At 58.5% G+C, this 21,318-nt stretch carries 19 protein-coding genes and 4 tRNA genes; 15 read left to right on the top strand and 8 right to left on the bottom strand.

Annotated elements, in window-relative coordinates; translation table 11 throughout:
- Window positions 1-143: 143 nt before the first annotated feature.
- The 7 genes from alaS (at window position 144) to mgtE (ending at window position 6,732) form a co-directional block, all read left to right on the top strand.
- The gene (alaS, locus tag FIV39_RS18590; protein WP_146371578.1) at window positions 144-2,762 is read left to right on the top strand and encodes an alanine--tRNA ligase; all 2,619 of its coding nucleotides are present in this window, start codon (window positions 144-146) and stop codon (window positions 2,760-2,762) included.
- Window positions 2,763-2,857: 95 nt separating this feature from the next.
- Complete coding sequence (locus FIV39_RS18585) at window positions 2,858-4,099, top strand: aspartate kinase (RefSeq protein ID WP_090400445.1); 1,242 nt, start codon at window positions 2,858-2,860, stop codon at window positions 4,097-4,099.
- A 175-nt stretch (window positions 4,100-4,274) separates the two neighbouring features.
- A complete protein-coding gene (csrA, locus tag FIV39_RS18580) occupies window positions 4,275-4,463 on the top strand; it encodes a carbon storage regulator CsrA (RefSeq protein WP_003175645.1) in 189 nt (62 codons plus the stop codon).
- Window positions 4,464-4,525: 62 nt separating this feature from the next.
- Window positions 4,526-4,616 (top strand) — tRNA-Ser (locus FIV39_RS18575).
- A gap of 108 nt (window positions 4,617-4,724) precedes the next feature.
- Window positions 4,725-4,801 (top strand) — tRNA-Arg (locus FIV39_RS18570).
- A gap of 72 nt (window positions 4,802-4,873) precedes the next feature.
- A tRNA-Arg gene (locus tag FIV39_RS18565) sits at window positions 4,874-4,950 on the top strand.
- 339 nt (window positions 4,951-5,289) lie between these two features.
- A complete protein-coding gene (gene mgtE / locus FIV39_RS18560) occupies window positions 5,290-6,732 on the top strand; it encodes a magnesium transporter (RefSeq protein ID WP_053140068.1) in 1,443 nt (480 codons plus the stop codon).
- A 191-nt stretch (window positions 6,733-6,923) separates the two neighbouring features.
- Here the strand turns inward: mgtE and FIV39_RS18555 are convergent, their stop codons facing one another.
- The 3 genes from FIV39_RS18555 to FIV39_RS18540 form a co-directional block, all read right to left on the bottom strand.
- Complete coding sequence (locus FIV39_RS18555; protein ID WP_003193592.1) at window positions 6,924-7,250, bottom strand: Arc family DNA-binding protein; 327 nt, start codon at window positions 7,248-7,250, stop codon at window positions 6,924-6,926.
- A 400-nt stretch (window positions 7,251-7,650) separates the two neighbouring features.
- The gene (locus FIV39_RS18545; protein WP_090400444.1) at window positions 7,651-7,830 is read right to left on the bottom strand and encodes a PA3371 family protein; all 180 of its coding nucleotides are present in this window, start codon (window positions 7,828-7,830) and stop codon (window positions 7,651-7,653) included.
- Between the two features lie 11 nt (window positions 7,831-7,841).
- Window positions 7,842-8,072 carry a hypothetical protein gene (locus tag FIV39_RS18540; RefSeq protein ID WP_090400443.1) on the bottom strand — a complete coding sequence of 77 codons (231 nt, stop codon included), beginning with the start codon at window positions 8,070-8,072 and terminating at the stop codon, window positions 7,842-7,844.
- Window positions 8,073-8,398: 326 nt separating this feature from the next.
- On the opposite strand from FIV39_RS18540, the gene FIV39_RS18530 reads away from it, so the two are divergent.
- Both FIV39_RS18530 and FIV39_RS18525 read left to right on the top strand, forming a co-directional pair.
- Window positions 8,399-8,475 (top strand) — tRNA-Arg (locus FIV39_RS18530).
- 287 nt (window positions 8,476-8,762) lie between these two features.
- Entirely contained in the window at window positions 8,763-10,145 is a 1,383-nt protein-coding gene (locus tag FIV39_RS18525) for an MFS transporter (protein ID WP_090400442.1), read from the top strand.
- Window positions 10,146-10,204: 59 nt separating this feature from the next.
- On the opposite strand, the gene FIV39_RS18520 is transcribed toward FIV39_RS18525, so the two are convergent.
- From FIV39_RS18520 to flgA, 4 genes are all read right to left on the bottom strand, one after another.
- Window positions 10,205-10,954, bottom strand: a complete 750-nt coding sequence (locus FIV39_RS18520; protein ID WP_090400441.1) for a flagellar brake protein — start codon at window positions 10,952-10,954, stop codon at window positions 10,205-10,207.
- 96 nt (window positions 10,955-11,050) lie between these two features.
- Window positions 11,051-11,521, bottom strand: coding sequence for a flagella synthesis protein FlgN (locus FIV39_RS18515; RefSeq protein ID WP_027607781.1), 471 nt, complete (start codon window positions 11,519-11,521; stop codon window positions 11,051-11,053).
- Between the two features lie 48 nt (window positions 11,522-11,569).
- Window positions 11,570-11,893 carry a flagellar biosynthesis anti-sigma factor FlgM gene (flgM, locus tag FIV39_RS18510; protein WP_090400440.1) on the bottom strand — a complete coding sequence of 108 codons (324 nt, stop codon included), beginning with the start codon at window positions 11,891-11,893 and terminating at the stop codon, window positions 11,570-11,572.
- Between the two features lie 141 nt (window positions 11,894-12,034).
- Entirely contained in the window at window positions 12,035-12,799 is a 765-nt protein-coding gene (gene flgA / locus FIV39_RS18505; protein ID WP_090400439.1) for a flagellar basal body P-ring formation chaperone FlgA, read from the bottom strand.
- Between the two features lie 92 nt (window positions 12,800-12,891).
- On the opposite strand from flgA, the gene FIV39_RS18500 reads away from it, so the two are divergent.
- The 6 genes from FIV39_RS18500 to flgE all read left to right on the top strand — a co-directional run bounded on the left by FIV39_RS18500 (window position 12,892) and on the right by flgE (window position 17,887).
- Complete coding sequence (locus tag FIV39_RS18500; protein ID WP_032886773.1) at window positions 12,892-13,824, top strand: chemotaxis protein CheV; 933 nt, start codon at window positions 12,892-12,894, stop codon at window positions 13,822-13,824.
- Between the two features lie 42 nt (window positions 13,825-13,866).
- Window positions 13,867-14,694 carry a protein-glutamate O-methyltransferase CheR gene (gene cheR / locus FIV39_RS18495; RefSeq protein WP_090400438.1) on the top strand — a complete coding sequence of 276 codons (828 nt, stop codon included), beginning with the start codon at window positions 13,867-13,869 and terminating at the stop codon, window positions 14,692-14,694.
- A 251-nt stretch (window positions 14,695-14,945) separates the two neighbouring features.
- A complete protein-coding gene (gene flgB / locus FIV39_RS18490) occupies window positions 14,946-15,353 on the top strand; it encodes a flagellar basal body rod protein FlgB (RefSeq protein ID WP_003175633.1) in 408 nt (135 codons plus the stop codon).
- 3 nt (window positions 15,354-15,356) lie between these two features.
- Complete coding sequence (gene flgC, locus FIV39_RS18485) at window positions 15,357-15,800, top strand: flagellar basal body rod protein FlgC (protein WP_024076985.1); 444 nt, start codon at window positions 15,357-15,359, stop codon at window positions 15,798-15,800.
- 16 nt (window positions 15,801-15,816) lie between these two features.
- Entirely contained in the window at window positions 15,817-16,542 is a 726-nt protein-coding gene (gene flgD, locus FIV39_RS18480) for a flagellar hook assembly protein FlgD (protein ID WP_090400437.1), read from the top strand.
- 31 nt (window positions 16,543-16,573) lie between these two features.
- The gene (gene flgE / locus FIV39_RS18475; protein WP_090400436.1) at window positions 16,574-17,887 is read left to right on the top strand and encodes a flagellar hook protein FlgE; all 1,314 of its coding nucleotides are present in this window, start codon (window positions 16,574-16,576) and stop codon (window positions 17,885-17,887) included.
- 321 nt (window positions 17,888-18,208) lie between these two features.
- On the opposite strand, the gene FIV39_RS18470 is transcribed toward flgE, so the two are convergent.
- A complete protein-coding gene (locus FIV39_RS18470) occupies window positions 18,209-21,103 on the bottom strand; it encodes a ribonucleoside-diphosphate reductase subunit alpha (protein ID WP_065947763.1) in 2,895 nt (964 codons plus the stop codon).
- Window positions 21,104-21,318 lie beyond the last annotated feature (215 nt).

Genomic DNA, 21,318 nt, shown 5'->3' with positions numbered 1-21,318 from the left:
GTGCTGACCGTCTAATTGAACCTCTCTATCGCATAAACACGCTGTACCACCGGCAAAGGGCCGATATAATGCGGCCTTTTGCCGTCGCTCCGTCTGATGATGTTGCGCACTGGCCTTTGGCCGCAGCCTCCGTGGAAGAACCTATGAAAAGCGCAGAAATCCGTGAAGCCTTCCTTCGCTTCTTCGAAGAGCAAGGTCACACCCGTGTCTCCTCCAGCTCCTTGATCCCAGGCAATGACCCCACCCTGCTGTTCACTAACGCGGGGATGAACCAGTTCAAGGACTGCTTCCTGGGCCAGGAAAAGCGCGCCTACACCCGCGCCACCAGCAGCCAGAAGTGCGTACGTGCCGGCGGCAAGAACAGTGACCTGGAAAACGTCGGTTACACCGCCCGCCACCACACGTTCTTCGAAATGCTGGGCAACTTCAGCTTTGGTGACTATTTCAAGAAAGACGCGATTACCTTCGCCTGGACCTTCCTGACCGGCGTGTTGAAGCTGCCCAAGGAAAAACTCTGGGTGACTGTCTACGCGACGGACGACGAAGCGTATGACATCTGGACCAAGGAAATCGGGGTGCCCGTCGAGCGCATGATTCGCATCGGCGACAACAAGGGTGCGCCTTACGCTTCCGATAACTTCTGGACCATGGGCGATACCGGCCCGTGCGGCCCATGCACCGAGATTTTCTACGATCACGGCGCCGACATCTGGGGCGGCCCACCGGGCTCGCCGGAAGAAGACGGCGACCGTTACATCGAGATCTGGAACAACGTGTTCATGCAGTTCAACCGCACCGCCGATGGCGTGTTGCATCCGCTGCCGGCACCGTCGGTAGACACCGGCATGGGCCTGGAGCGGATCAGTGCGGTGATGCAGCACGTTCACTCCAACTACGAGATCGACCTGTTCACCAACCTGTTGAGCGCGTCGGCCGCGGCCATTGGCTGCGCCAATGAAAGCCAGTCGTCCCTCAAGGTGGTGTCGGACCACATCCGTTCCTGCGGTTTCCTGATCGCCGACGGTGTACTGCCGTCCAACGAAGGCCGTGGCTACGTGCTGCGTCGCATCATCCGTCGCGCCTGCCGTCACGGTAACAAGTTGGGCGCCACCGGTAGCTTCTTCTACAAGATCGTCGCCGCGCTGGTTGCCGAGATGGGCGATGCCTTCCCGGAACTCAAGCAGCAGCAGGGCAACATCGAGCGCGTGCTCAAGGCCGAAGAAGAACAGTTCTCCAAGACCCTGGAACACGGCCTGAAGATTCTGGAGCAGGACCTGGCTGAGCTCAAAGGCACCGTGGTGCCGGGCGATGTGGTGTTCAAGCTGTACGACACCTATGGCTTCCCGATGGACCTGACCGCCGACATCGCCCGTGAGCGCGAGCTGACCATCGATGAAGCCGGGTTTGAGCGTGAGATGGAAGCCCAGCGCGTGCGCGCCCGTTCCGCCAGTTCGTTTGGCCTGGACTACAACACCCTGGTCAAGGTTGACGTGCCCACCGAGTTCACCGGTTACAAGGCGACCGTTGGCTCGGCCAAGATCGTGGCCCTCTATAAAGATGGCAAGTCGGTCGACGTTCTGAATGAAGGCGACGAGGCCGTTGTGGTCCTGGACCAGACGCCGTTCTACGCCGAGTCCGGCGGCCAGATCGGTGACTGTGGTTTCCTCAGCTCAACGTCGGGTCGTTTTGAAGTGCGCGACACCACCAAGACCGGCGGTGCGTTCCTGCATCACGGCGTGCTGGTGCTGGGCAACTTGACCGTGGGTGCGCCGGTAGACACCCAGGTCGATGCCGACGTACGCCACGCAACCGCGCTGAACCACTCGGCCACGCACTTGCTGCACGCTGCACTGCGCCAGGTGTTGGGCGAGCACGTCCAGCAGAAGGGGTCGTTGGTCGACAGCCAGCGCCTGCGTTTCGACTTCAGCCACTTCGAAGCGATCAAGCCTGAGCAGATCAAGGCCCTGGAAGACATCGTCAACGCGCAAGTGCGCAAGAACACCCCGGTAGAAACCGAAGAAACCGATATCGAGACTGCCAAGGCCAAGGGCGCCATGGCGCTGTTCGGCGAGAAGTACGGCGACAACGTGCGCGTACTGAGCATGGGTGGCGATTTCTCGGTAGAACTGTGTGGCGGTATCCACGCCAACCGTACCGGCGACATCGGCCTGCTGAAAATCATCAGCGAAGGTGGCGTGGCGTCGGGCGTACGTCGTATTGAAGCGGTGACCGGTGCTGCGGCCCTGGCCTACCTGAATGCGGCTGAAGAACAACTCAAGGAAGCGGCCAGCCTGGTCAAGGGCAGCCGCGACAACCTGATCGACAAGCTGTCCGCCGTGCTGGAGCGCAACCGTGCGCTGGAAAAACAGCTGGAGCAGTTGCAGGCCAAGGCAGCCAGCGCGGCGGGCGACGATCTGTCGGCTTCTGCGGTGGACGTCAAGGACGTGAAAGTCCTGGCGGCACGCCTGGATGGTCAGGACGGCAAGGCGCTGTTGGCCCTGGTCGATCAGTTGAAGAACAAGCTCGGCCGCGCAGTGATCCTGCTCGGCAGTGTCCATGAGGATAAGGTCGTGCTGGTTGCCGGTGTAACCAAGGACCTGACTGGCCAACTCAAGGCCGGTGATTTGATGAAGCAAGCCGCTGCGGCAGTGGGCGGGAAGGGCGGCGGTCGTCCGGACATGGCGCAAGGCGGTGGTGTGGACGCCAGCGCCCTGGACGCGGCCCTGGCCCTGACCGTGCCATTTGTCGAGGCAGGTATTTAAGGCACTGTTAACCCGCCCGTGGTCTAGTCACGGGCTGTTCTGTGCTGGTTGATTGGATATTTAGGCGCCCCTTTACGGGCTGAGGCGGCTTGGAAATGGCTTTGATCGTACAGAAATTTGGAGGCACCTCGGTCGGCTCTGTCGAAAGAATCGAGCAGGTGGCCGACAAGGTTAAGAAATTCCGCGATGCCGGTGACGACTTGGTCGTAGTGCTGTCGGCCATGAGCGGCGAGACCAATCGCCTGATCGAACTGGCCAAGGCCATCAGTGGCGACCAACAGCCGCTGCCGCGTGAGCTGGATGTGATCGTGTCCACCGGCGAGCAGGTGACCATCGCCTTGCTGGCCATGGCCCTGAACAAGCGTGGCGTGCCTGCCGTGTCCTACACTGGCAGCCAGGTGCGCATCCTCACCGACAGCGCGCACACCAAGGCGCGCATCCTGCAGATTGACGATCAGAAAATTCGCACTGATCTGAAAGCAGGCCGCGTGGTAGTTGTAGCGGGCTTCCAGGGCGTGGACGAGCACGGCAACATCACCACCCTCGGGCGTGGCGGTTCTGACACCACCGGTGTGGCCCTGGCGGCGGCCCTTAAGGCTGATGAATGCCAGATCTATACCGATGTGGACGGCGTCTACACCACCGACCCGCGTGTTGTGTCCGTGGCCCAGCGCCTGGACAAGATCACCTTTGAAGAGATGCTGGAAATGGCCAGCCTCGGTTCCAAGGTGTTGCAGATCCGCGCGGTGGAGTTCGCCGGCAAGTACAACGTTCCGCTGCGCGTATTGCACAGCTTCAAAGAGGGTCCGGGCACCCTCATTACTATTGATGAAGAGGAATCCATGGAACAGCCGATCATTTCCGGCATCGCTTTCAACCGCGATGAAGCCAAGCTGACGATCCGTGGCGTGCCAGACACCCCGGGCGTGGCCTTCAAGATTCTGGGCCCTATCAGCGATGCAAATGTTGAAGTCGATATGATCGTGCAGAACGTCTCGCACGATAACACCACCGATTTCACCTTCACCGTGCACCGCAACGAGTACGATGCGGCATTGAAAATCCTGGAGAACACCGCGAGCGAAATTGGCGCCCGTGAAGTGGTCGGCGATACCAAGATTGCCAAAGTGTCGATCGTAGGTGTGGGCATGCGTTCCCATGCCGGCGTTGCCAGCCGTATGTTCGGGGCCCTCGCCAAGGAAAGCATCAATATCCAGATGATCTCTACCTCCGAAATCAAAGTCTCGGTGGTGATCGAAGAGAAGTACCTGGAGCTGGCTGTACGTGCGCTGCATACCGCTTTTGAGCTGGACGCTCCGGCCCGACAGGGCGAGTGACGCAATGCCAGGAAGGCGCGGTAAACCGCGCCTTTCAATTTTTTGTAGGGCGCATGGTCTTTTGCGTGCGCTCGACAATACTTAGGCCGTTAGGGCTATGGCTATCGAGTCGTAGGTCGAACGCCTTTTTTTTGCAGACTGTTGTTCCTGAAATGAAATGCGTGAGGAGAAAGGTATGCTGATTCTGACTCGTCGGTGCGCAGAAAGCCTGATTATCGGTGATGGCGAAATCACCGTGACCGTGCTCGGCGTCAAAGGCAATCAAGTACGTATTGGGGTGAATGCTCCGAAAGAGGTAGCGGTCCACCGCGAGGAAATCTACCTGCGGATCAAGAAAGAGAAGGACGAAGAACCAAGCCTTTAATTTTTATCGTTTTTTATGTTTGCAAACGGGGATGAACGTGGTTAATATACGCCCCGTGTTGCGGAGAGCTGGCCGAGTGGCCGAAGGCGCTCCCCTGCTAAGGGAGTACACCTCAAAAGGGTGTCGGGGGTTCGAATCCCCCGTTCTCCGCCATTATTTGCTTAGTACGTTGCAATCTGGTTTTTTCGTTAAGTTGTTGAAAGCAAACGAAAAAATAGCTTTACATAGAGATTGAACGGCCTATAATGCGCGGCAACAAATGCACTCGTAGCTCAGCTGGATAGAGTACTCGGCTACGAACCGAGCGGTCACAGGTTCGAATCCTGTCGAGTGCACCATTTAAGAGTTAGTTGCAGTAATGCAGGTAGCTCAGCTTCAACCAGTTGTGATCTGGTCTAAAAACACAATCTGCACTCGTAGCTCAGCTGGATAGAGTACTCGGCTACGAACCGAGCGGTCACAGGTTCGAATCCTGTCGAGTGCACCATACAAACAAAAAGCCCGCCTAGTGCGGGCTTTTTGCCGTCTGGGGTTTGTGTGGGTTTTTATCTTTTTCTCTTCTCTGATGTGTTTTCCATTCGCGCGGCGGCGTCGCAGTTGATAGGTGCAGCCAATACTCAACTTTGGCTCGCAAGCGCTTGTTCTTTCCAGTTTTTTGACGTTAAAAACGGACGCAAGGTGTATCATTGCGCCCGTCAGCCCCGCCGGGGCTTGTGGAATACCTCCATGGACTTACCCAGTAGTTACTCAGTACCCCGTTTTACCAATCATGAATTGACTGATTGATCCTTCCGGCGTGCCCCGCTGCTGGGAGTGGAGTTCGCCTATGACCGAAGTAGAAGTAAAGAAAACACAAGAAAGCCTGCAGGATCGCCTGGCTCAAGTCATCGAGCTGCTGCAGCGCCAGCGCGTGGTCGAAGATTTCACGCACCGCCAGGACGGTCCGAATAATGACCTGGTAGAAAACCTGGTTCACCGGCAGAACCTCGTCGAGTTGCAGCGCAAACTCGATGACCTGCACTCCGCCGACGTTGCCTACATTCTCGAAGCCTTGCCGCTCGATGATCGACTGACCCTCTGGCAGTTGGTCAAGGCCGACCGCGACGGCGACATCCTGCTCGAAGTATCCGACTCGGTCCGTGAAACCCTGATCGCCGACATGGACGATCACGAGCTGCTGGCTGCCGCCAGGGAGATGGACGCTGACGAACTGGCCGACCTCGCGCCTGAGCTGCCCCGTGATGTTGTGCATGAGCTGATGGAGGCCCTCGATGGCCAGCAGCGTGAGCGCGTGCGCTCCGCGTTGTCCTATGACGAGGATCAGGTCGGCGCACTGATGGACTTCGAGATGGTCACCATCCGCGAAGACGTCAGCCTGGAAGTGGTATTGCGTTACCTGCGTCGGCTGAAAGAGCTGCCGGGTCATACCGACAAACTGTTCGTGGTCGACTATGAGGGCATTCTCAAGGGCGTGCTGCCGATCAAGCGCCTGCTGGTAAACGATCCGGAGAAAAAAGTTGCTGACCTGATGGCCAGCGATACCGTGAGCTTTCACCCGGATGAAGATGCCTACGACGCAGCGCAGGCCTTTGAGCGTTACGACTTGATCTCCGCCCCGGTGGTCGACAAGAACGGCAAGCTGATCGGCCGTCTGACCATCGACGAAATCGTCGACTTGATTCGTGAAGAGAGTGAAACCGAAGTCCTCAACATGGCAGGTTTGCGTGAAGAGGAAGATATTTTTGCGTCAGTCTGGCGCTCCCTGCATAACCGCTGGGCCTGGCTGGCCGTTAACCTGATTACCGCGTTTATCGCCTCCCGTGTGATCGGGCTGTTCGAGGGCTCCATCGAGAAGTTGGTGGCCCTGGCGGCGTTGATGCCGATCGTGGCAGGCATTGGTGGCAACTCCGGTAACCAGACCATCACCATGATCGTGCGCGCCATGGCGTTGGATCAGGTGAGTACCGCTAACTCTTCGCGCCTGCTGCGCAAGGAGCTGGCGGTGGGTCTGATCAATGGTTTGGTGTGGGGTGGCGTGATTGGTGTGGTGGCCTACTTGCTGTATGGCAGTTGGTCCTTGGGCGTGGTGATGACCGCTGCCATGACCCTCAACCTGCTATTGGCTGCACTGATGGGGGTGCTGATCCCCATGACCCTGGCACGGCTTGGGCGCGACCCGGCCATGGGTGCCAGCGTGATGATCACGGCCATGACCGACAGTGGCGGCTTCTTCATCTTCCTGGGGTTGGCGACGATCTTCTTGCTCTGATCTGCCTCGAGCGGGCTCTCTCTGCGTAGCTGTCGAGCCCTGGCGAGGCTGCGTCAGCGGTGTGTCAGGCAGGCTGCAAACGCAGCCACGCCAGGGCTCGCCAGCTGCTACGTGATAAAAATCTAGAGCCCTGTATAAATCCCAGGCAAAAAAAAGCCAGCACATGGCTGGCTTCGGCTTTCAGTGTCAGATCAATTGGCTTCTGCGGCCGCCTCGACGTCGTGCGCGATAAGCGAGACGAGGGCATTTTGCTGGCGGTGGGAGAGCTGACGAAAACGCTGCAGCAGTTCGCGTTCGTGCAGCGACAGCTCGGGGCTGTCCAGGCGCATGCTCAGCTCTTCACCCAACGCACCTTCCTGAATAAGGCTCTGTTCCAGGCGCGCGATGATTTCGGAGTTCATGCTGCGGTGATGATTGCGAGCCACCTCGGCAATGCGTTCCCGCATTCCGTCTGGCAGACGTACGACGAACTTGTCAGCCGTACGGCTGGAATAAATTGCCTGTTTCAATGGGCGCATATATTTAACCGGTTAGTTCAGGGGAGCGGTTATTGGAATTGGCCGCAAGATGAGTGTTAAGACAAGACTCACGACCAAAGTTCAACCCGAATTGCAAAGAGGCCGCATCATGCCTCAGATTTGCCAGTTCCTTGGCGTCAATTCTGTGACAAATATTGAACTGCCTAGAGGCTTTATGCCAGCACTCATTTGCATTTTTGCGGACTGGTTGGAAAACTTTTCCACGAGTGGTTCCGCAAGGGAACTTCCCGTAAGTCCAGGCCACCACAGGGTTTGAGGCCGCACATCCTATAGCAAAGTGGCCTTTTGCCCTTGGTTTTAAGACTAGTGGCAATTTGCCGATTTACTAGGACGAGGCGACATAAGGTAGGGGGGAAGGGCAGAGCAGAGGCGAGGGAGGTCAGCGTAAAACCGGGTCGAATTTGATTCGGCGACCTACGACGAGCGTCAGCAGAAGCAGGCTCGCAAAAACGCCGGCGGCGACAAATGCGCTGGTTTGACCATCGTGAGAGCTGGTACTCAGGCCCAGAAGGCTGGTGGCGATGGTCAGGCACAGAAACAGCCAGGCAAGTTTGCTCATGATGAGTGTCCTTAGAAAACCCAGTGTTCAGACGCAGGTGCGGTCTGGGTGCCTTGAGTCAGGCGTACTGGCGCTTGTGCATTGGGGGTCATCACGGCCAGCTGCGGGCGTTGTTGCAAGTGGTGGGGAACTGCCTGTTGGCTGAGCTGGGCGGGGTCATTGCTGCCAGTCGATTGAAAGTGGAACATCACCAGTGCAGCCAGGGCTACGGTGTTGAGAGCTAACAGAATGGCACTGTTCATGGTCATGTTCTCCGTTTAACGCCTTGGCTGGGTGGGTTTTGTAGGAGAACTATTGCAGGTGTCGTGCCAATATATTAATTCAATAAAATCAATGGCTTGAGTTTGTTTTGCAGGGCCGAAAGGTTGCAATTTGCAATGCTGGCATTTTGGGTTAGTGCATTTTGCACGATAAGGCCAGGTGTCCGTATTTGCGGGGCGAAACCGCCATCGCTCCGGCAAGGCTCGGCCTACACTCAAAAAGCCCACGGACGACATGACAAAACCCAACTCGGCCGTTAACATGCACGCCGTCCGTCGCAGTGCCCTTGGCCTGATGGCGGTCATTTGTCCCAGTAGCTCAATTGGATAGAGCATCCCCCTCCTAAGGGGAAGGTTGGCCGTTCGAACCGGCCCTGGGACACCAGATTCCAAGCCCGTGAAGAAAGCCCCGAACAGAACCTCCTGGCGGGGCTTTTTTGTGGGCGCTCGATCTTTTTGCACATGGGTCGAACCTTGCCGCCGATCAAGGTTCACAGCAGGTGCTGTGATGTATTTGTCGCAACTATGTACCTTGCGCGCCATCCGACAGCGTCTGAGCTGTAAGCAAAATAATCCCCGGAAACAGCGCATGTTGCCTGTCCGGACCCGGTCACCCGGGACTATCATGCCGATAGCCCTGTCTCTCACCGCAAGGAGCCGCTCGGAACGCCGATGCGCCAGATCTGGAAATCTTTTCGAGCCCTTTATTTCGCCTCCTTGATGATGCTGATTGGCTCCGGCCTGCTCAGTACATACCTGGCCTTGCGCCTGGCGGCCGACCATGTCGACAGCCTGTGGGTGGGTGCGCTGATGGCAGCCAACTACTTTGGCCTGGTGCTGGGTGGCAAGATCGGGCATCGCCTGATTGCCCGGGTCGGGCATATCCGTGCTTACGCCACCTGTGCCGGGATTGTCGGCGCAGCGGTGCTGGGCCATGGCCTGATCGATTGGTTGCCGGCCTGGATTGTGCTGCGGATGATCGTGGGCCTGGGGATGATGTGCCAGTACATGGTCATCGAAAGCTGGCTCAATGAGCAGGCAGATGCCAAGCAGCGTGGCGTAGTGTTCAGTGGTTATATGATCGCCTCCTACCTGGGGCTGGTATTGGGCCAATTGATACTGGTGATGCATCCCCAGCTTGGTCTTGAGCTGCTGATGCTGGTGGCGCTGTGCTTCGCCCTGTGCCTGGTGCCGGTGGCCATGACTCGACGCATTCACCCGGCAGCCCTGCATCCTGCGCCGATGGAGCCGCGCTTCTTTATCAAGCGCGTGCCGCAGTCGCTGAGTACGGTGTTGGGGGCTGGCTTGATCGTCGGTTCGTTCTACGGTCTGGCGCCGCTTTATGCCTCCCAGCAAGGGTTGAGCACCGAACAGGTGGGTCTGTTCATGGGTAGCTGCATTTTTGCCGGGTTGCTGGTGCAGTGGCCGTTAGGCTGGTTATCGGATCGTTATGATCGCGCGCTGCTGATCCGCTGTTTCGCCTTGTGCCTGGCGGTGGCTGCACTGCCGCTGGCAATCATGACCCAGGTGCCGTTGGAAGTGCTGTTTGTCGCGGGCTTCCTGTGTTCCCTCGTACAGTTTTGCCTGTACCCATTGGCCGTGGCGTTTTCCAACGACCATGTGGAAGGGGATCGTCGGGTATCGCTGACGGCCATGCTGTTGGTGACCTACGGTATCGGCGCCAGTGTCGGGCCGTTGCTGGCGGGTGTGGTGATGAAGCTGTTTGGCAGCCAGATGCTGTACGCATTTTTCAGCCTGTGCGCGCTGATCCTGGTGTGGCGAATCCGGCCTAAGGCGGTGACCAACCTGCACCAGGTGGAAGATGCCCCTCTGCATCATGTGGCAATGCCCGACAGTATGTCGAGTTCGCCGCTGGTGGCTGCGCTGGACCCGCGGGTCGATGAGCAGGTGGTGCAGGAGCAGATGCAAACTGCCCCCGATCCCGAGCCGCAGGTCGATCCCGCGCCACCGGTGGATGAGCCCGCCTTCGAAGGGCCACCCGAGCCCCTGGGGCCGGAGGAACATCCCCACGACTTGAGCAGGGCGCGGCCCTGAAAGCAAAAACGGGCAGATCCCAAAGGGTCTGCCCGTTTTTTTGCTGCGATCGTTAAGGATTAAAAATCGTCGTCTTTGTCGAACCGTCGGGCTTCACGCTGCAGTTGGTACACAAAGCGCTCGACCTGACGTTGCACCAAACCACTCATGTTGTGGAAGCGCACACCGGCAAAGGTCGTGTTGATCCTTTCTTCGAAGTGCAGGTATCGCAGTTCAACAGCGGTGGTCATGCTGCCAAACGACAGGGCTGCGACAAAGCGGTCGTAGACCTGGCCCAGTTGCAGGCGCTCGGAAATATCGCCTTCAAAACGCAATTTGCAACCGGTGGCGGAAATATCCAGCAGTTTGCCGTTGACCGGCGCCTGTAGTTTCTCGCCGCCCAGCTCGATATTCACCAGTTGCGCCAGCTTCAGTGCGGCGCGGAAGGCGTTGCGACGCTGATGGTAGACCACCTCGTCCGGCAGGCTGCCGGTGTAGATACGGTGGCCGCCTTTTTCGCTGATGCTCAGGGTGCCGTTGCTTTCCCAGGCGACGCGTACGCCATCATGGAAGCCTTCGATGCGAAAGGGTTCGCCGTTTTCGAGGTAACGCTCGCCGTCACGGGGGATCATTTCGTCCAGCGCCAGCATGTTGCTGTCGCGGTTGACGTCCACCAGATAGCTTTGGAAGCGCTGGCTGCGTTCGTGGAAGGTGATGATCAGCGGGTCATGGCTGTCTTGCAGCATCCGCAAGGTGCCGGCGATTTCCAGAGGCGTGGTGAGGACCTTGGGTGGCTGCGGAGCATCTTCCGCATTAAGGGCGTTGAACACGGTTCTTCCATCTCCAGACAAAATACGACTACACGCAAGAGCCGGCATTTTGCCAGCATGTGACGGGCCTTGGATAGGGCGCGCTGTAAACCGGTGTCAGGCTTGGCTGCGGGTGCTTGGCTTGACCAGGCGCGAGGTGGAGCCCTGGGCGTTATAGAGTGCCGGAGGCTCTCCGCCGTGGAGTATACGCAACTGGTTGGCGGTCGTAGCTTGCTGAAGCTGGATCGACTGACCATTAAGCAGGTTGGCTTCCTGGCACTGGGCGAGCAATTGGTTGAGCTCTTTGCTCTGGGCCAAGAGTTGATCGCCGACCGAGGAGTGACTGGCCAACTGCGCCAGGCCGTCGTGGTCTGCCGGCAGGCCGAGGCTGATGAGGATCTGGCTGCGTTTTTTGCCGTGCTGTTCCAGCAGGACGATCAACGACTGTTTGCGCGCCAGAATTTCTTCCAGCAGCGGCATGTCCCGGCCATAGAGGGCCAGGGATTCTTCTTTGAGCAGCTCGAGCAACTGTTGCGTCGGCGCTAGATCATCAATGATCAGTTGAAGCAAATGTTCGTCGTGATGCATGGCTGGCCTTGGGTTTTAAGCGTCCAAAAGCCCTGCGCAGGCCTTTGCCTAGCGCTCGGCTTCGAAGTTAAGCAGCTTGCTGGCTACACGGTTGCTGTCGACTTTATAGCTGCCATCGGCGATCGCCTGCTTCAATTCGGCCACGCGGGCTTTATTGACTACCGGTTGATCGCGCAGCGAGTCAGTGACCTTCTGCAACTGTTGAGCCTCATTGCTCAGGTGTACGGATTCCCCGCTTTGGCTGGCATTGGCCTGTTCTGCCTTGGCGGGCAGCGCCGGGGCCTTGGCTTCTACGCTGTCCTTGGTGCCGGTGGTGCGCGTAGTGCCTGACGTCGTCGGGGTGTTATTCAAACGGCTGAAATCGATGACCATGATAAAAAAACCTCTGGGTATTTGGACGCTTGCCATGTTTTCGGCCATACCCTGACAAACTTTAGGCGCGAATGACAATAAATCTCCGCACGGCGCTTCTCGTGCACAGTGTAGGAAAACCCAGCGTCCTGTACCAGTAATCTATAACGCGACCTCGACTTGCCCTGGGGCTGTCACCCGCGCCTTGATCACGCGGTTGGAGTTGAGGTTCTTGACCCGAATCTGTTCGCTCATGCCGCCGTTGGACAATGCTTCGCCCGGCATTTTCACGTTTAAACCGCCGCTGCTGGCGGAGATCACCACCTGATCGCCCTTGCGAATGACCTCGGCCTGTTCCAGATGCACCAGGGTAATGACCTGATCGGTGACCACTGGTCGGGTCAATTTCTGTCCGATCGCCTGGTCCAGGGATGTCAGGTAGCCCTGGTTGATCTGGCTGATATCGCGTTCACGCAGTACAACGTCCTCAAAACCGATGATGCCCGTGCGTTTCAGCGGGCGAGCAACCACCACCACTTCACGGAACAATTTGACCTGGGCCGGCACGAACACGGTCCAGGGCGAGGCGCCTTCGCAGCGTACCTTGACCGTCACGCGCCCGATCGGTTGGGCGGGGCTTTCCAGGGTGGCTGTCAATTCCTTGTCGCACATCGGCATGCGCAGGCGTGGGTCCAACTGGTTGACCTGGATTTCATAACGCCCCGGCGTCTGTGTGGTCGCCAGATAATCTTCTACAGTGAACTCAAGAAAGCCCTGAGTGACGCCGATAAGTAGATCAGGCAAGGTGACGTTCTCGGCACGGGCCGTGGCGCCCAGGCTGAAGGCGAGCAGTGCCAGCGGTACGCAGAGCAATCTGCAAAACCGTGTCAGGTGAAGGCGTCGGGAAACTGTCGTTTTAATGTCCATAATTCAACAAATAGCAAAGCTCGTGCCGTTTAGTGTTGGGGGCGCGTCGCCCTTGTAGGTATAGCCAAAGGTTTTAGCGTAGGAGTCATGGCATGGCAGGAGTAATGGATTCAGTAAACCAGCGCACACAGCTGGTAGGGCAGAATCGCCTGGAGTTGCTGCTTTTTCGCCTGGATGGCAAGCAGCTGTATGGCATTAACGTGTTCAAAGTGCGGGAAGTGTTGCAATGCCCGAAGCTGACGATCATGCCCAAGTCCAGCCCGGTGGTGTGCGGCGTCGCCAATATCCGTGGCGCGACCATCCCGATTCTTGACCTGGCCCTGGCCACCGGTTCGGCTGGCCTGCAGGATCGCGAGAATCCGTTCGTGATCATTACCGAGTACAACACCAAGACCCAGGGTTTCCTGGTGCGCTCGGTGGAACGTATCGTCAACATGAACTGGGAAGAGATCCATCCGCCGCCCAAGGGCACCGGGCGCGATCACTACCTCACGGCGGTGACGCGGGTCGATAACCAGTTGGTGGAAATCATCGACGTGGAGAAGATCCTCGCCGAAGTCGCGCCCACCTCGGAATCGATTTCCGTGGGTGTGGTAGACGCCGAAACGGCGCACAAGGCGGTCTCGCTGCGAGTGCTCACGGTGGATGACTCCTCGGTGGCGCGTAAACAGGTGACACGCTGCCTGCAAACCGTCGGCGTGGAGGTTGTGGCGCTCAATGATGGTCGCCAAGCCCTGGATTACCTGCGCAAGCTGGTGGATGAAGGCAAGAAGCCGGAAGAAGAATTCTTGATGATGATCTCCGACATCGAGATGCCGGAAATGGACGGCTATACCCTCACTGCTGAGATACGCAGCGATCCACGCATGCAAAAATTGCATATCATCCTGCATACTTCGTTGTCGGGCGTATTCAATCAGGCGATGGTCAAGAAGGTCGGTGCCGATGACTTCCTTGCCAAATTCCGCCCTGATGACCTGGCATCCCGGGTAGTCGACCGGATCAAGGCAGCAGATCACAGCTAGGGTTTTTCCCCTGGCGGTCATACGATTTTAGAGGCGGTATCAGTGTCTACGGGTAATTTGGATTTTGAACAGTTCCGGGTCTTCCTGGAAAAAGCCTGTGGCATATTGCTCGGTGAAAACAAGCAATACCTGGTATCCAGCCGTCTTAACAAACTGATGGAGCAGCAGGGCATCAAGTCCCTGGGCGAGTTGGTTCAACGGATCCAGGGGCAGCCGCGCAGTGGCCTCAAGGAGATGGTGGTCGATGCCATGACCACCAACGAAACCCTGTGGTTTCGCGATACCTACCCCTTTGAAGTGCTCAAGAGCAAAGTGCTGCCGGAGGCCATCAAGGCCAGCCCGGGCCAGCGCTTGCGTATCTGGTCGGCCGCCTGCTCCTCGGGTCAGGAACCGTACTCGATTTCGATGTCCATCGATGAGTTCGAGCGGACCAACATGGGCCAGCTTAAAGCCGGGGCGCAGATCGTCGCCACCGACCTGTCCGGCACCATGCTCACCAACTGCAAGACCGGCGAGTACGACAGCCTCGCCCTGGGCCGTGGTTTGTCCCAGGAACGCCTGCAACGTTACTTCGACCCGAAAGGGGCAGGGCGTTGGGCGGTCAAGGCGCCGATCAAGAGTCGCGTGGAGTTTCGCTCGTTCAACCTGCTCGACAGCTACGCCAGCCTGGGCAAGTTCGACATGGTGTTCTGCCGCAATGTGCTGATCTACTTCTCGGCCGAAGTGAAGAAGGACATCCTGTTGCGCATCCACGGCACCCTCAAGCGTGGCGGCTACCTGTTCCTCGGTGCATCCGAGGCGCTCAATGGCCTGCCGGATCATTTCCAGATGGTGCAGTGCAGTCCGGGGATCATCTACCAGGCCAAGTAATAAAGCGGACGCGGTCAAGAATGTGGGAGGGGGCAAGCCCCCTCCCACATTTGTTTCTGCGGCAAAGTTGATGAAAGCGGCAACTCCCCATTGCCGCTTTACTGGCGCCACGCGGAAACCCGTTGCCGCTTTTCTGGCATTGCCGCCGGCAAGCTCCTCGCAACCCCTTGATTTACGGGGTTATCAGATATTGGCATGCGCCTTGCTATAACCCTGTTAACGAACAGCAGGTCAGCCTAAAGGTTTCCGCCATGAGCATCAGCTTCGATAAAGCGCTCGGTATCCACGAACAAGCCCTGGGCTTCCGCGCTCAGCGTGCCGAAGTCCTGGCCAACAACATTGCCAACGCCGATACCCCGAACTACAAGGCTCGGGACCTGGACTTCTCCGCCGTGCTCGCCGCACAGCAGGACAAGACCAAGAACGGCACCTTCGCCTTGAACATGACCAACAGTCGTCATATCGAAGCGCAAGGCCTGAGCAGTGGTGACGAGTCGCTGCTGTATCGCACGCCGATGCAGCCGTCGATCGACCAGAACACTGTCGACGCCCAGCTGGAGCAATCGGCCTACGCCGAGAACTCGGTGAACTTTCAGGCCAGCTTTACCCTGCTCAACAGTAAATTCAAAGGGCTGATGTCAGCCCTGCGTGGAGAGTAAGCCATGTCCCTGTCCAGTGTTTTCAATATTGCCGGCAGTGGCATGAGCGCGCAGACCACGCGCTTGAACACCGTCGCCAGTAACATCGCCAACGCCGAGACTGTGTCTTCGAGCATCGACCAGACCTATCGCGCCCGTCACCCGGTGTTCGCCACCATGTTCCAGGGCGGCCAGAGCGGCGGCAGCGATTCGCTGTTCCAGAACCAGGACGCAGCCGGTCAGGGCGTGCAGGTGCTCGGCGTGGTCGAAGACCAGAGCAACCTCGAGGCCCGTTACGAGCCGAACCATCCTGCCGCGAACGAAAAGGGTTATGTCTATTACCCGAACGTCAACGTGGTCGAGGAAATGGCAGACATGATCTCCGCCAGCCGCTCGTTCCAGACCAACGCGGAAATGATGAACACCGCCAAAACCATGATGCAGAAGGTCCTGACCCTGGGTCAGTGATAAGGGGCGCCAAATAATGGCCATCGTTGATACCACGACCAATTCGGCGGTCCAGGACCTTTTCAATTCCAAGGTCAAGACCGCCACAGACAATACCACCGTCACCGACGCTACCAAGACCGCGACGGGCAGCCAGTCACTGGGCAAGGACGCGTTCCTGCAACTGCTGGTGACCCAGCTGAAAAACCAGAACCCGCTGTCGCCTCAGGACAACGGTGCATTCGTGGCCCAGCTGGCGCAGTTCAGCAGCCTGGAAGGCATCAATACCCTGAACGATTCGGTCAATGCGATCTCCAGCAACTTCAGCTCCTCGCAGGCGCTGCAGGCTTCTTCGCTGGTAGGACGCTCGATCATCACCCAGACCAACAAGGCCTTGGTGGACACGAGCAAGAGCATGACCGGTTCGGTAGCGGTGACTGCGGCGACGGGCAACGTCTCGATCAAGATCTCCGATAAAGACGGCAACGTGGTGCGCACCATCGATATGGGTGCTCAAAGCGCGGGTTCGTCCGACTTTATCTGGGATGGCAAGAACGACAACGGTGAGGTTGCCCCAGCCGGCACCTACACCTTCGCGGCGACGACCAAGAACGACAAAGGCGAATCGGTAGCCATGGCGACTTCGTTGCCGGCAACGGTGACCAGCGTGACGTTGAGCAAGACCGGCGGCGAAATGCTGCTGAACCTTGCAGGTGGCATGGGCAGCGTCAAGCTGTCGCAAATTCAGACTATCGGTACATAGAGCCGGCTAAATACGGCAGAGGGAGAGAAACATGTCTTTTAACATCGGCCTTAGCGGCCTCTATGCGGCCAACAAACAACTGGACGTAACCGGCAACAACATCGCCAACGTTGCGACCACTGGCTTCAAGTCGTCCCGTGCGGAATTCGCCGACATCTACGCCGCGTCCAAACTGGGCACCGGCCAGAACAGCATCGGCAACGGTGTGAACCTGGCGGCTGTGTCCCAACAGTTCACCCAGGGTGACGTCAACGGCAGTGGCGGCATCCTGGACATGGCGATCCAGGGCGGCGGCTTCTTCGTGCAGAAAGGTAGCGACGGCTCGCTGGAGTACACCCGCAGCGGTGCTTTCCGTGCCGATAAAGACGGCTACATCACCAACAATACCGGTACCTCGCGCCTGCAAGGCTACGCGGCGGACGATGATGGCAAAATCATCAAGGGCGGTCTGACCGACCTGCAATTGAACCTGTCGAACCTGCCGCCGAAGGCGTCTACCAAGGTGGACTCCACCAGTAACCTGAACTCCTCGGAACCGGTGATCAACCAGACGCTCAAGCCATTCGACCCGGCGGACACCAGTACCTTCACCACCCAGTACAGCACCACCTTGTACGATGCCCAAGGCAACGCACACCCGATGGTGCAATACTTGGTGAAAACAGATGGCAACAAGTGGAACGCCTACACCCTGATTGATGGCCGTAACCCAGACGGTTCGCCGCCGACGGGCGGCACCCCGGCCACCCCACCGGTACCGTCGACGCTGGCCTTTGACGGTTCGGGCACGCTCACCAGTGTCACGACGGGCGGTGTGGCCAATAACACCCTGACCATTACCGGCTGGGTCCCCGGTACAGTGACCGCTGGTGTTTGGAAGGCAAACGGTGCGACGGCGAACCCAACGGGGATCGCCATCAACATGGCCAACATCACCCAGTACAACTCGGCCAGCTACCGTAACCCTCCGATCACCGATGGCTACGCTACCGGCCAGATCACCGGCCTGAAAATCGACGGCAGCGGCGTACTGTTCGCCACGTTCAGCAACCAGCAGAGCAAGGCCATCGGCCAGATCTCCCTGGCCAGCTTCAACAACGAGCAAGGCTTGCAGCCGTCGGGCGGCACCGCATGGAGAGAGACCTTCGCCTCGGGCCAGCCGGGTTACGACACCCCGCAATCCGGTACCCTGGGTTCGATCGTGGCCAACTCCCTGGAGAACTCCAACGTCAACCTGACCAATGAGCTGGTGGACCTGATCAAGGCCCAGAGCAACTACCAGGCGAACGCCAAGACCATCTCCACCCAGAGCACCATCATGCAGACCATCATTCAGATGACCTGATGCGGTAACGCTCCACAAGAAGCCCCTCGTAAGAGGGGCTTTTTTGTAGGTATTGAAAACCTTCTGCGGTGCTTTGGTTCATGCATTGAAAGGCATGGGAGGAACGCTGTCTTTTGGCTTTGTCACTGATCAGCTCAGGGGCTGTTGGCTCGCCAATCATCAGGCGGTAGGGGATGTGGCGTTCAGAAGTGTCAGTGGTTACCTAGAGGCTGGAGCGGCAAACGCCCCGGCGCAGCAACGAAAAAGCCCGATAAACCCTATGCAGTCGGGGTCTATCGGGCTTTTTCAATCCCAGGCGTTCAAGCCCGGGAGTCGCTCAGCTTATTGGCAAGCTTCGCAATCCGGCTCGTCAATCGCGCAGGCCTTTGGCACGGGTGCCGGGCCGGCAGGCGCGGCGAGCACCGAATCATCACCGTGGTTGCCGCTGGAAACAGCATTCAGCTTACCGGTGTTGATGGTCGACTTCTCGGTGCTGGTCGCGGCCAGGGCACGGAGGTAGTAGGTGGTTTTCAGGCCACGGTACCAGGCCATGCGGTAGGTCACGTCGAGCTTCTTGCCCGATGCGCCGGCGATGTACAGGTTCAGCGACTGAGCCTGATCGATCCACTTCTGGCGACGGCTGGCGGCGTCGACGATCCACTTGGTGTCCACTTCGAAGGCGGTCGCGTAGAGCTCTTTGAGTTCTTGCGGGATGCGCTCGATCTGCTGTACCGAACCGTCGTAGTACTTCAGGTCGTTGATCATGACCGAGTCCCACAGGCCGCGGGCTTTCAGGTCGCGTACCAGGTACGGGTTGATCACGGTGAATTCGCCCGACAGGTTCGATTTCACATACAGGTTCTGGTAGGTCGGTTCGATCGACTGCGATACGCCAGTGATGTTGGCGATGGTCGCGGTCGGTGCGATGGCCATGATGTTGGAGTTACGAATGCCTTTCTGCACACGGGCACGTACCGGCGCCCAGTCCAGGGATTCGTTCAGGTCAACGTCGATGTACTTCTGGCCACGCTGCTCGATCAGGATCTGTTGCGAATCCAGCGGCAGGATGCCCTTGGACCACAGCGAGCCCTGGAACGTCTCGTAGGCGCCGCGCTCGTCGGCCAGGTCGCAGGAAGCCTGGATCGCGTAGTAGCTGACCGCTTCCATGGACTTGTCGGCGAACTCGACCGCAGCGTCCGAACCGTAAGGAATGTGCTGCAGGTACAGCGCGTCCTGGAAGCCCATGATGCCGAGGCCGACCGGACGGTGCTTGAAGTTGGAGTTCTGCGCCTGTGGTACCGAGTAGTAGTTGATGTCGATAACGTTATCGAGCATGCGTACGGCGGTGTTGACGGTGCGTTCCAGCTTGGCGGTGTCCAGCTTGCCGTTGACGATGTGGTTCGGCAGGTTGATCGAGCCCAGGTTGCAAACGGCGATCTCGTCCTTGTTGGTGTTCAAGGTGATCTCGGTGCACAGGTTCGAGCTGTGGACCACGCCCACGTGCTGCTGCGGGCTGCGCAGGTTGCAGGGGTCCTTGAAGGTCAACCAAGGGTGGCCGGTTTCGAACAGCATGGACAGCATCTTGCGCCACAGGTCTTTGGCCTGGATGGTCTTGAACAGCTTGACCTTGCCTGGGTACTCGGTGAGGGCTTCGTAGTACTCGTAGCGCTCTTCGAAGGCCTTGCCGGTCAGGTCGTGCAGGTCCGGCACTTCGGATGGCGAGAACAGGGTCCACTTGCCGTCATCGAAGACACGCTTCATGAACAGGTCAGGGATCCAGTTGGCGGTGTTCATGTCGTGGGTACGACGACGGTCATCACCGGTGTTCTTGCGCAGCTCGATGAACTCTTCAATGTCCATGTGCCAGGTTTCCAGGTAGGCACACACAGCGCCTTTGCGCTTGCCGCCCTGGTTGACCGCTACGGCGGTGTCGTTCACGACTTTCAGGAACGGTACAACGCCCTGGGACTTGCCGTTGGTGCCCTTGATGTACGAACCCAGTGCACGCACTGGCGTCCAGTCATTGCCCAGGCCGCCGGCGAATTTGGACAGCATGGCGTTGTCGTGGATCGCGTGGTAGATGCCCGACAGGTCATCCGGCACGGTGGTCAGGTAGCAGCTCGACAGCTGTGGACGCAGGGTGCCGGCGTTGAACAGCGTCGGTGTGGACGACATGTAGTCGAACGACGACAGCAGGTTGTAGAACTCGATCGCACGGTCTTCTTTGTGCTTCTCTTCGATCGCCAGGCCCATGGCCACGCGCATGAAGAACACCTGCGGCAGTTCGAAGCGGATACCGTCCTTGTGGATGAAGTAACGGTCGTACAGGGTTTGCAGGCCCAGGTAAGTGAACTGCTGGTCGCGCTCGTGGTTGATCGCCTTGCCGAGTTTTTCCAGGTCGAAGGTGGCCAGGATCGGGTTCAGCAATTCGAATTCGATACCTTTGGCGATATAGGCAGGCAGCGCCTTGGCGTACAGGTCGGCCATTTCGTGGTGGGTGGCGCTGTCGGCCACGCCCAGGAAGCCCAGGCCTTCGGCACGCAGGGTGTCCATCAGCAGGCGCGCGGTCACGAACGAGTAGTTCGGCTCGCGTTCAACCAGGGTACGGGCGGTCATCACCAGGGCGGTGTTGACGTCGGTCAGGGCCACGCCGTCGTACAGGTTTTTCAGGGTTTCGCGCTGGATCAGGTCACCGTCGACTTCTTCCAGGCCTTCGCAGGCCTCGGTGATGATGGTGTTCAGGCGGCCCAGGTCCAGCGGCGCAAAGCTGCCGTCGGCCAGGGTGATGCGGATCGACGGGTGCGCTTGCACGGCGGCTTCTTCGGCCGGGGTGCGGACGGCACGTTCCTTGGCGCGCGAATCGCGGTAGATCACGTAGTCGCGGGCCACTTTCTGCTCGCCGGCACGCATCAGGGCCAATTCGACCTGGTCCTGGATTTCTTCGATGTGGATGGTGCCGCCCGACGGCATGCGACGCTTGAAGGTCGCGGTGACTTGTTCGGTCAGGCGGGCAACGGTGTCGTGGATGCGCGACGAGGCAGCAGCGGTGCCGCCTTCAACTGCAAGAAACGCTTTGGTGATGGCGACGGTGATTTTGTCATCGGTGTAAGGAACGACAGTCCCGTTACGCTTGATCACGCGCAATTGGCCAGGTGCAGTGGCGGACAGATCCATATTCGAATCAGCGGCCTGCGGCACGGAGCCTTGCGGGTTCTCGCGAGTTGTGTCGGTTTGCATGGGGGGTTGTCTCCACATTTCTATATTTATTTGGGCACCATCACGGTGCCCACCGTTCCGTCCTGAAGCACTTACAACAGGCCTGGGCCTGGCATAACAACTTCGGGACAGGAGGAAGGGAGCTCATAGCGCCGCTTCCATGCCGAAGTCTTCGGTTCGGGGCTCAATTGCCCTTGGCCGTATTCCTGGTGGGTGACAGTTGCCAGGTTCAAGCA

Source organism: Pseudomonas grimontii (assembly GCF_007858185.1).
GTDB classification, from domain to species: domain Bacteria; phylum Pseudomonadota; class Gammaproteobacteria; order Pseudomonadales; family Pseudomonadaceae; genus Aquipseudomonas; species Aquipseudomonas grimontii.
Note: the sequence above shows the minus strand (reverse complement) of the source record. Positions and strands in the feature narration are given on the sequence as shown.

Coding starts and splice junctions, on each gene's coding strand:
- alaS (WP_146371578.1), top strand. CDS start 144: ATGAAAAGCGCAGAAATCCGTGAAGCCTTCCTTCGCTTCTTCGAAGAG.
- FIV39_RS18585 (WP_090400445.1), top strand. CDS start 2,858: ATGGCTTTGATCGTACAGAAATTTGGAGGCACCTCGGTCGGCTCTGTC.
- csrA (WP_003175645.1), top strand. CDS start 4,275: ATGCTGATTCTGACTCGTCGGTGCGCAGAAAGCCTGATTATCGGTGAT.
- mgtE (WP_053140068.1), top strand. CDS start 5,290: ATGACCGAAGTAGAAGTAAAGAAAACACAAGAAAGCCTGCAGGATCGC.
- FIV39_RS18555 (WP_003193592.1), bottom strand. CDS start 7,250: ATGCGCCCATTGAAACAGGCAATTTATTCCAGCCGTACGGCTGACAAG.
- FIV39_RS18545 (WP_090400444.1), bottom strand. CDS start 7,830: ATGAGCAAACTTGCCTGGCTGTTTCTGTGCCTGACCATCGCCACCAGC.
- FIV39_RS18540 (WP_090400443.1), bottom strand. CDS start 8,072: ATGAACAGTGCCATTCTGTTAGCTCTCAACACCGTAGCCCTGGCTGCA.
- FIV39_RS18525 (WP_090400442.1), top strand. CDS start 8,763: ATGCGCCAGATCTGGAAATCTTTTCGAGCCCTTTATTTCGCCTCCTTG.
- FIV39_RS18515 (WP_027607781.1), bottom strand. CDS start 11,521: ATGCATCACGACGAACATTTGCTTCAACTGATCATTGATGATCTAGCG.
- flgM (WP_090400440.1), bottom strand. CDS start 11,893: ATGGTCATCGATTTCAGCCGTTTGAATAACACCCCGACGACGTCAGGC.
- flgA (WP_090400439.1), bottom strand. CDS start 12,799: ATGGACATTAAAACGACAGTTTCCCGACGCCTTCACCTGACACGGTTT.
- FIV39_RS18500 (WP_032886773.1), top strand. CDS start 12,892: ATGGCAGGAGTAATGGATTCAGTAAACCAGCGCACACAGCTGGTAGGG.
- flgB (WP_003175633.1), top strand. CDS start 14,946: ATGAGCATCAGCTTCGATAAAGCGCTCGGTATCCACGAACAAGCCCTG.
- flgC (WP_024076985.1), top strand. CDS start 15,357: ATGTCCCTGTCCAGTGTTTTCAATATTGCCGGCAGTGGCATGAGCGCG.
- flgD (WP_090400437.1), top strand. CDS start 15,817: ATGGCCATCGTTGATACCACGACCAATTCGGCGGTCCAGGACCTTTTC.
- flgE (WP_090400436.1), top strand. CDS start 16,574: ATGTCTTTTAACATCGGCCTTAGCGGCCTCTATGCGGCCAACAAACAA.
- FIV39_RS18470 (WP_065947763.1), bottom strand. CDS start 21,103: ATGCAAACCGACACAACTCGCGAGAACCCGCAAGGCTCCGTGCCGCAG.